Annotated in this window: 9 protein-coding genes; 3 read left to right on the top strand and 6 right to left on the bottom strand. The window is 46.8% G+C overall.

Annotation, left to right across the window (positions count from 1 at the left end; all coding sequences use genetic code 11):
• Positions 1–250 precede the first annotated feature (250 nt).
• The gene (locus Q0394_RS01290; RefSeq protein ID WP_298945165.1) at positions 251–547 is read right to left on the bottom strand and encodes a hypothetical protein; all 297 of its coding nucleotides are present in this window, start codon (positions 545–547) and stop codon (positions 251–253) included.
• Between Q0394_RS01290 and Q0394_RS01285 the strand changes: the two genes are divergently transcribed.
• Positions 537–1,235: a hypothetical protein gene (locus tag Q0394_RS01285; RefSeq protein WP_298945163.1), complete on the top strand. Its 699-nt coding sequence runs from the start codon at positions 537–539 to the stop codon at positions 1,233–1,235. The two genes, Q0394_RS01290 and Q0394_RS01285, sit on opposite strands and share 11 nt — an antisense overlap.
• 131 nt (positions 1,236–1,366) lie before the next feature.
• Here Q0394_RS01285 and Q0394_RS01280 read toward each other — a convergent pair whose 3' ends face one another.
• The 5 genes from Q0394_RS01280 to folE form a co-directional block, all read right to left on the bottom strand.
• A complete protein-coding gene (locus tag Q0394_RS01280; protein WP_298945161.1) occupies positions 1,367–2,359 on the bottom strand; it encodes an iron-sulfur cluster assembly scaffold protein in 993 nt (330 codons plus the stop codon).
• Between the two features lie 415 nt (positions 2,360–2,774).
• Positions 2,775–3,953 carry a NifS family cysteine desulfurase gene (locus tag Q0394_RS01275; protein WP_298945159.1) on the bottom strand — a complete coding sequence of 393 codons (1,179 nt, stop codon included), beginning with the start codon at positions 3,951–3,953 and terminating at the stop codon, positions 2,775–2,777.
• A gap of 386 nt (positions 3,954–4,339) precedes the next feature.
• Positions 4,340–5,011 carry a hypothetical protein gene (locus tag Q0394_RS01270; RefSeq protein ID WP_298945157.1) on the bottom strand — a complete coding sequence of 224 codons (672 nt, stop codon included), beginning with the start codon at positions 5,009–5,011 and terminating at the stop codon, positions 4,340–4,342.
• Positions 5,012–5,126: 115 nt separating this feature from the next.
• Positions 5,127–6,431, bottom strand: coding sequence for a flagellar protein export ATPase FliI (gene fliI / locus Q0394_RS01265; RefSeq protein ID WP_298945155.1), 1,305 nt, complete (start codon positions 6,429–6,431; stop codon positions 5,127–5,129).
• A complete protein-coding gene (gene folE, locus Q0394_RS01260; RefSeq protein WP_298945153.1) occupies positions 6,431–7,033 on the bottom strand; it encodes a GTP cyclohydrolase I FolE in 603 nt (200 codons plus the stop codon). Before folE ends, fliI begins: the two co-directional genes overlap by 1 nt.
• 139 nt (positions 7,034–7,172) lie before the next feature.
• On the opposite strand from folE, the gene tig reads away from it, so the two are divergent.
• Together tig and clpP are read left to right on the top strand one after the other, a co-directional pair.
• Entirely contained in the window at positions 7,173–8,489 is a 1,317-nt protein-coding gene (gene tig / locus Q0394_RS01255) for a trigger factor (RefSeq protein ID WP_298945151.1), read from the top strand.
• On the top strand, positions 8,489–9,079 hold the full coding sequence (gene clpP, locus Q0394_RS01250; protein ID WP_298792736.1) for an ATP-dependent Clp endopeptidase proteolytic subunit ClpP: 591 nt from the start codon (positions 8,489–8,491) through the stop codon (positions 9,077–9,079). Before tig ends, clpP begins: the two co-directional genes overlap by 1 nt.
• The last annotated feature ends 3 nt before the right edge of the window (positions 9,080–9,082 follow it).

Raw genomic sequence — 9,082 nt, 5'->3', positions numbered from 1 at the left:
ATTATCGGAATTTTAGGTATTTTGATAAATGAAGTAGAAAAATTTAATTTCGTAAGTTGGGGTTTGGGGGAAATAGATTTTGGTGATGATATAGTTAAAATTTAGGCTAAAATAACAAAAAAGGAGGAGAAAATGCAAACTCAAAAAGATAAAATCGCCGTCGACATCAGTCAAATTCCGCAAGACGCTTTAAAAAGTTACGATAATTGGCGTTTTGGTAAGAATTTATTTATCGGGCTTTCCGCAACTTTTATAATGCTTCTTTTTCCTTTCTTGATAGATCCTGCGCACCCATCATCACCTTTTTTATTTGCTGTGGCGTTTGGCATGTCTGCTGCATTAATACTCTTTTCGTTAAGTCGCCTAGGCGCAAGCGATATAGCGTGTTTTTGTTTAGCGACGAAGGCAAAGCCTTTACCTTGATATGTACTGAAACTATCGCGCTCTTTTTCATTGCGGTGAGCTTATATGCGTTGTTTTTGGATGCGGCTTTTAGCACGCCAACGACCGTGCAGGCGATCTTTATCACGACAATTATGCTCCCCATCGCAATAATAGCCCACAATGCTAACGACGAATTTGCTGCCGATGAGACCGTGTATCTGCCGCAAAGAGTACTAAAATCGCAAGAGAAAATCAACGAGCTAGTCGCGGACGAAACGACTAATGGGCAAAATTTAAGCCAAGTGCAAGCCAATCAAAGCAACACAACCGAATCTGAGCCGAAATTTGAGTGCGCGAGCCATGAATCCGAGCCAAGCCAAAGCGACGACGAGGCCGAAGCGCTAGAATACGGCAAAGCTCTAGCTCAAATCCCCGAAAATTTAAAGCGCAGATATCAGCTTCATCGTTTGGTTAGATTTGCCTTCGTGAGCTTTGCGGCGATGGCTTTTTTGATTTTATTTTCATCTAATGTTGATAAATTATACTGGGTATTCATAGTTAGCGCCATTTGCGTAGGCGTATTTTTTATTTCGGAGCGCAGGTATAGCAAACTTTTCGTCGAAAATCCCGAAAAAAGCAATACGATTTTCGCGATAGAAAATTTTGCGATCATGACGCTGGTTTTGTATTATCCAGTGGGTTCGTTGTTTTTGGAAGGCAAGGCTGTTCATAGTAGTGATGCAGCAGCGACTTTTGTTTATTTGTATTTGCCACTGATACCGATACTGTTGATAACGACCGTTGTTTGTTTGGCTCGTAATTTAAGCTTTTATAAGGAAATAAAAGAGTGAAATTTAAAATGGCGAGACTAAATTTGGCGTTTAAATTTGTAAACAAGTAGAGCAGGGGCGGCTAAAATAACCGCCCGAATTTAATGCAAATTTGAGCCCTAAGCCGCGTCAAATTTGCCGTCTAAAGCAAATCAGATAGGTAGGACGCGGATATTTGGGCTGAGGTTTTCTTGAAGCACGTTTTCGATCGCGTATAGCGTGCCGGTCGCACCGCTCGCGCAGCCGCTGCAAGCACCCATATAGCGGATATAGACGTCAAATTTACCCTCGGCGTCTTTTTGCAAATCGAGGATTTCCATATTTCCGCCGTCCATCATCAGCATCGGGCGAACATCTCTATCTATGACGCTCTCGATGGCTTTTAGCTGGCCCACGACGGTCATATTTTCAAAGCTCACATCGTCAAATTTGCCAGAAACTTGCGCGTCGATGATGGCTTGCTTTTTCTCCTGCTCCATCTCGGCTCTGGTGTCTGTGAGGATGTCCACGAGATAATACTCGCGCTTTTCGTGTCCGCCCGGGCGTACGCAGGACTTGCAAAAGGCGCCTGCTTTGGTGTATTGCGTGATTTCTTCGACCGTGTGTAGATCGTTTAGGCGGATGACCTCTTTGATCGTGCCTAGGCTCACGCGCGCACACTCGCACACGATGATCTCGTCCTCGAAATGCTCAGGATCCACGCCCTTGTACTGCGCTGCGGCTGCCTTGATGACGTCGTAGGCCATGACCGAACAGTGCATCTTTTGCGGCGGGACGGCAGGGACGTCCGGGGTATCGCGCATGGCTTTTTCCACGTCGATGTTGGTGATTTTGACCGCTTCGTCCACGGTCTTACCGATGCAAAGCTCAGCCATCGTATCGGAGCTCGCCACCGCCGTACCGCAGCCAAAGCTCTTAAATTTAGCGTCCATGATGCGGTCGGTTTTCTCATCCACGAGCCAATATAGCCTCACCGCGTCGCCGCAACTCTCTGCGCCAAAGTCAGCTACGATGAGCTTGCCACCTCTTGCTTTTGCCTCGTCCTCGGTGATCTCGCCCATAAATTTGGGATTGTTCATGCGGTTTTGGACGTTTTGGGAGTATTCGTCCCAGATGGAGCCGCCGATTAAATTATTTTTTGCCATTTTATTTCCTTTTTAGAGGCGTTGTCTCGCGAGCGTCTTTGAATGAGTTTGCAAAAATATCGTTGCTGCAACCTACGTGGTTAGCTTTGCTCATTTTTGCTTTACACCATTCAAATCCATCTCGCGATACGGCCGCCTGCTTCCTTTTAAATTTAACTCAAATTTGGGCTTTCAAAGCTCAAATTTCAATTAAATTTAATCTTAAATTTGAACGCAAAACATTCAGGCGAAGTATTTTTCTTTTTACTTCGCGCAAGCGCTCGTAACGAGACTTCACTACGAAGAGACGAGGCGGAAATAAGCCGAGCGAGGGCGCGTATACGAAATACGTAACCGAGCTTCGGCGAAATTTCCTTCTGCTTGCAGTTGCGAGTGCAACGAAGCAAAGCGACGTATAAAGGAAAAAGACAAGCCGTTACTTGCCGTTAGGGTTGTAAGCGTACGTGCATGAAATAGCTCGCAACCTCACTACCGCCTTTTTGATATGCTCTATCGCATAGTCGATCTCTTCTTCGGTGTTAAACCTCGATAGCGACAGCCTTAGCGCCGTATGCGCCAGATCGCTGCTAGCTCCGATGGCTTCCATTATCGGGTTGCTTTCTAGAGTCTCGGACGCGCACGCCGAGCCCGTAGATGCCGCGATACCGGCCTGATTTAGATCCCACAGCATCGCCTCGCCCTCGACGCCTTTTATAGCGGCTAGGATGGTGTTTGGTAGCCTGTGAGCGCGCTCTCCCACGACCGAGACGTCGGGTAGCTGTAGTAGAGCGTCCTCGAGCTTGTCGCGCAGGCGTCTAACGTGCAGATTTTCAAACTCGATTAGTTTATTGCTATTTTCCAGTGCTTGCGCCATGCCGACGATGCCCGCGACATCGAGCGTTCCGCTGCGTCTGCCGCCCATGTGCTCACCGCCATGAAGCAGACTAGTTAGCTTTTGTGAATCCTTGATGTATAGGCCGCCTACGCCCTTTGGTCCGTGAAATTTATGCGCCGAAAAGCTCATAAAGTCCATGCCCATCTCGCGCACGTTTATCTTGATTTTGCCCACGGTTTGCGTCGCGTCGGTGTGAAACAGTGCGCCGTGCTCGTGAGCGATTGCCGCGCACTCTTTTATCGGGAAAATGGTGCCCGTTTCGTTATTTGCCCACATGATGCTAACGAGCGCGGTTTTGTCGTCGATTAGCTTTCTTAGGTCGTTTGGATCTAGCAGGCCGTTTTCGTTTACGGGCACGCGGCTAACGCGCACGCCGTATTTTTTGAGAAACTCGAATGTCGCCGAGATCGCCGGGTGCTCGACGGCGCTAATTATGACGTGGTCTTTGTCTTTATTTAATATATGATCGAAAAATACGCCCTTAGCCACCCAGTTGTTGCTTTCGGTGGCGCAGCCCGTGACCACGATGTCGTCGTTATCGCTCGCGTTTATGCCGGCATAGAGCTGATCCATCGCGCGGCGAAGCGCCGGGTGCGTCTCGGAGCCGAATTTATGCAGTGAGTTTGGGTTGCCGTATTTTTCGCAAAAAAACGGCTTCATAAGCTCGAAAGCTTCGGGATCGACCATCGTCGTGGCATTGTTGTCTAGATATACTCTCACGCTTGACCTTTATCAATTAGGATATATTTTATCCCTTTTATTTTCGCGACGATAATATAACAAATTTTATAAATTTTTGATTAAAATTTTAGCTTAGTTTTTTCAAATTTAAGCGGTTTTTGATAGAGTTTATATATTGAAATTCCTTATCAAGTAAGCAAAACATCGTCGTTTCGGTCAAATTTGATATAAAAAGATAAAATATATCCTAAACTTAGTTTGATTTCTTAAGGTTTTAGAAAATTTAAAAATTAAAATTTTTGTATTTTGAGTGAAATTCGGCGAAATAAATCCGAATTTTTCGCCGACTCGGGATAAATTTATATCTTTGCTCGGTTAAATTTGACGCACAATAAAGACGAGAGCGAGCGTCAAATTTAAGGCTGCTAAATGTTTCTGGCGTCGTAAAATTTGATCGTCCAAGGTACATCCGCGACGTCTGTGCACAGCTTTGACGCAAAATACTCACGCACCGCGGCGTAGTCTGATTTTGAGATGAAATAAATATTTATAACGCTCGTTTGGCTAAACAGGGCAAGGTTGTAAAAGTAGCTTAAATTTACGTCTTTGTCAAAGGCTCTGAGCACGCATCTAGCGAAAAAAATCAGCGCATAAAAAATAAATGCGGACAAGACGAACATAAACGGGATCACTACCGCGGAAAGCGGATTTTTCGGTATCGCTCCTAAAATTTGATAGGGCGATTTTCGCATTTCGCGGACATCCGTCAAATTTATCATTATTCCCTTTTTGGTTTGGAAAATTTTATCCTCGTAAGGGTAAACGAGCAAGGGATTTTTGAGTTTTTTGATTAGGTCGGCGGTGGCTAAAATATTCATAAGAATACCGCTACCAAACATCGAAGCAAACCTAGGGTCTCGCATCGCCTCTGCCCTAAAAACCTCCCAAAATGAGCCGCTTTGCCAATCTATCATGCCGCTAAAAAATATAAAAAACGTCATAAAAAGGTTAAAGCCGAGCAAGAATACGCAACTAAGCGCGATAACGTAAAAATCATCCTGTAAAATCAGCGGATTTTCGTCGTAGTTTCTGCTCAAATTTGATCCTTTGTGCGCCGTGCGATAAAAATATTCGGCTTAAATTTAACCCATCAAATTTAAGAACCGGCAGGATAAATCGTGCGCCAAATTTGCCCGAAAAGCCTAAAATTGACTAATTTATCCCGCCTAGCAGCTCTTGCGTCTGCTCGAAGCTAAAGCCCTCTTCGGCGTCTTGTTTTAGGAAGTTATCTATAAATTCTTTTTTCGAGATGGCAAGGTCTAGCTCCTTGTCGCTGCCTTTTTGATACGCGCCGATGCGTAGCAGGACCTCGTTTTCTTTGAGGAGCGAGTAGAGGCGCTTTAGCTTGGCGGCGTTTGCCCTGTGCTCTTTGGTCGCGATGTCGCTCATCACGCGCGAGGCGGAGTTTAGGATATTTATAGGCGGGTAGATGCCAAAGTCCGTCATCTCGCGACTAAGCACGATGTGGCCGTCTAGGATCGAGCGACTCTGGTCGGCTATCGGATCGCTCATGTCATCGCCATCGACTAACACGGTAAAAAAGGCCGTTATGCTGCCCTTGCCTTCCTCTTTGCCCGCACGCTCCATCAGTTGAGGCAGTAGGGTGAGCACGGATGGCGGGTAGCCCTTAGACGTCGGCGGCTCGCCCAGCGCCAGACCGATCTCTCGCTGCGCCATGGCAAACCTCGTCACGCTATCCATGATAAAAAGCACGTCTTTGCCTTGGTTTTTGAAGTATTCTGCCACGCTCATCGCGCAAAAGGCGCCGTATTTTCGCATCAGCGGGCTATCGTCGCTAGTTGCTACGATGACGACGGTGCCGCTTAGATCGCCGCGTAAATTTTTCTCGATAAACTCCGGCACCTCGCGGCCGCGCTCGCCGATTAGGGCGACTACCTTGATCGGAGCTTGCGAGTTTTTCACTATCATACCCATGAGCGTACTTTTGCCCACGCCAGAGCCCGCGAAAATGCCAAGTTTTTGGCCTTTGCCGCAGGTTAGTAGTCCGTCTATGCTTTTAACTCCGACGCTAAAAATTTCATCTATTAGTCCGCGCTTCATAGCATCGATCGGAGCGCGCATTATCGGGGCGTACTCGGTGGCGGCGATCGCGCCCTTGCCGTCTTTTGGATTCATAAAAGGATCCACCACGCGCCCCAAAAGAGCGTCTCCGACGGGTATTTTCATACCTTGGTCGCTCTGATAGACGAAGTCGCCGATCTTGTAGCCTTCTACAAAGCCAAAGGGCGAGATGAGCGCGGTATTTTGCCGCACCTCGGTCACCATCGCCAGTCCGCTTTTGCTCTTGTCTTTAGCGCAAATTTGCACGATGTCGCCGATGCTGGGGCGCAGTCCCGAGATCTCTATCGTCGTAGCAGAAATTCGCTCGATCACGCCAAAGACGCTAGAGAGCGATAAATTTGCGCCGAGTTTTGATTTTAAGCTATCTAAATTCACTAAAATCTCACTTCTTTGTGCGAATTTATGAGGGAGAAAAACTCGCGCCTGGTCTCGCTGCTCTTTAAAAAGCAACCTCGTAGCGCCGACGTGGTAGTTGTTGAGTTGATCTTGCCCACGCCTCGCATCTCCACGCACATGTGGCGCGCCTCGATGACGACGCCCACGCCTTTTGGCTTGATGACCTCTTGCACGGCTTCGGCGATCTGCTCGGTGAGCTGTTCTTGGATCTGCAAGCGGCGGGCGAAGATATTTACCATGCGAGGGATTTTGCTAAGGCCTACGACCTTGTGGTTTGGGATGTAGGCTACGTGCACGCGCCCGAAAAACGGCAACAAATGATGCTCGCAAAGGCTGTAAAATTCGATATCGCGCACGAGCACCATTTCGTTATTTGAGCTATCAAACAGCGCGTCGTTTAGCACGACTTTGGGGTCTTGCGAGTAGCCGCTCGTTAAAAACTCATAAGCCTTAAAAACGCGCTCGGGAGTTTTAACCAGTCCTTCTCTGTTTGGGTCTTCGCCGACTAAATTTAGCATCTGCTCGACGCAGCTTTCAAACTGTTCTTTTTTTAAATTCTCATTTTTTAAATTTTCTTGCATTTGCATTCCTGACTAATTTCGCTATCTAAATTTGATAAATGATTTTACTTAAATTCGCCTTTCGCGCGCTTAAATTTATACTATGAATAAGGAAAATTTTGCTACACTCTAGGAAATTTTTATTTTTTAAAGGAATTTAATGCAAATCAAAACCAAGGCAATCGACGCCGTAAATGCTTCGCTAAGTGCGAAAATACCGAGCGCGGACGTAAAATCCAAACTCGAAAACGCTGCTAAAAAAGCTGCGAAAAATATGAAAATAGACGGATTTAGAGCGGGCAAAGTGCCTGTGAACGTAGTGCTAAAACGTTACGAAAAAGAACTAACCGCCGATGCCGAGCAAGACGCGCTAAAAGACGCGATCGATGCTGGACTAAAAGAGCTAAATAGAAAATTTGAAGAGGTTATCGGCGAGCCGATCGTGACTAAATTTGACAGAGGCGAGAACGAGATCGACGCAGAAATCGAAATCTCGTTTAAACCGATCATAAACATCGACGGTTACGAGGAGCTGATAGAGAGCGTCAGCACTCCGCGCGTAACGAAAAAAGAGATCGACGAGAGAAAAAACGAAATTTTAAAGATGATGGCTCCGCTAGAAAAAGTGGAAAAAGCTGCGCTTGAAAAGGGCGATTTTGCTAAATTTGACTTCGAGGGCTTCGTGGACGGCGAGGCATTTGAGGGCGGCAAGGCCGAAAACTACCTGCTAGAAATCGGTTCAGGTCAGTTTATACCTGGCTTTGAGGACGGTATGATCGGGCTAAAAGTAGGGCAGGAGCGCGACGTAAAGGTTAAATTCCCGGCCGAGTACGGGGCTGCGCACCTTGCGGGCAAAGACGCGACGTTTAAAGTAAAACTACACGAAATCCAAGGCAAAAAAGTGCCTGAAGAGATCGACGAAGAGACGCTAAAACGCATCATGCCGGGCGAGGAAAAGGTAAGCGTCGAGCTATTCGAAGAGAGACTAAAAGAGCAGATCAAAGCCGAGAAGCACGCTAAAAACGTAAACGAGGAGCTAAAGCCTAAATTTGCCGACGCGATCGTGGCTAAATTTAACTTCGACGTACCAAAAAACATCGTAGAGCAAGAGATGGATATGCAATTCCGCAGCGCTTGGAGCAGCTTTACGCCTGAACAGATGGCTAAATTTAGAGAGGATAAAGACGCTCTAACTAAACAGCGCGAGACATACCGCGACGACGCCGTAAAAAGCGTGAAGCTAACGTTTATAATAGACGAGCTAGCACGCCGCAGAGATATCAAAGTAAGCGATCAAGAGCTGATCCAAGCGGTGTACTTTGAGGCGTATCGCTCTGGCATAGATCCGAAACAGCACCTTGAAAACTACAAAAATCAAGGAATTTTGCCTGCGATCAAAATGTCGATGATCGAGGAGAAGCTATTTAACGAGATGTTTGCGCTAAAGAGCGATAAGAAAGAGAAAAAGGCGGAGTAATGAGCTACTACATCCCCTACGTCATCGAGCGCACGAGCAAGGGCGAGAGAAGCTACGACATCTACTCGCGCCTGCTAAAAGACCGCATAATAATGCTTAGTGGCGAGATCGAGGACGGTATGGCGTCTGCGATCGTGGCTCAGATGCTGTTTTTAGAGGCCGAAGACCCGGACAAGGACATCTATCTATATATAAACAGTCCAGGCGGCGTGATAACGAGCGGATTTAGCATTTACGATACGATGAACTACATCAAGCCCGACGTCTGCACGATCTGTATAGGTCAGGCGGCGTCTATGGGCGCGTTTTTGCTTAGTTGCGGCGCGCAGGGCAAGCGTTATGCGCTGCCAAACTCGCGCATCATGATCCATCAGCCTTTAGGCGGCGCGCGCGGACAGGCGACGGATATAGAGATCCAAGCGAAGGAAATCTTGCGTATGAAAGAAATTTTAAACGCGATCCTAGCTAAAAATACGGGTCAAAAACTAACTAAAATCCAAAAAGATACCGACAGGGACTTTTTCATGAGCTCTGCCGAAGCCAAAGAGTACGGGCTTATAGATAAAGTTTTGGAGAAAAGCTTTAAGTAAAGA

Origin of the sequence: uncultured Campylobacter sp. (genome assembly GCF_938039205.1) — a bacterium.
Taxonomy (GTDB): domain Bacteria; phylum Campylobacterota; class Campylobacteria; order Campylobacterales; family Campylobacteraceae; genus Campylobacter_A.
The sequence above is the reverse complement of the archived record's forward strand: the minus strand, read 5'-3'. Positions and strand labels throughout refer to the sequence as shown.

Bases quoted from the DNA above. Each gene is read 5' to 3' on its own strand.
- Q0394_RS01285 (WP_298945163.1), top strand. From the start codon at position 537: ATGCTCCCCATCGCAATAATAGCCCACAATGCTAACGACGAATTTGCT.
- Q0394_RS01290 (WP_298945165.1), bottom strand. From the start codon at position 547: ATGGGGAGCATAATTGTCGTGATAAAGATCGCCTGCACGGTCGTTGGC.
- Q0394_RS01280 (WP_298945161.1), bottom strand. From the start codon at position 2,359: ATGGCAAAAAATAATTTAATCGGCGGCTCCATCTGGGACGAATACTCC.
- folE (WP_298945153.1), bottom strand. From the start codon at position 7,033: ATGCAAGAAAATTTAAAAAATGAGAATTTAAAAAAAGAACAGTTTGAA.
- tig (WP_298945151.1), top strand. From the start codon at position 7,173: ATGCAAATCAAAACCAAGGCAATCGACGCCGTAAATGCTTCGCTAAGT.
- clpP (WP_298792736.1), top strand. From the start codon at position 8,489: ATGAGCTACTACATCCCCTACGTCATCGAGCGCACGAGCAAGGGCGAG.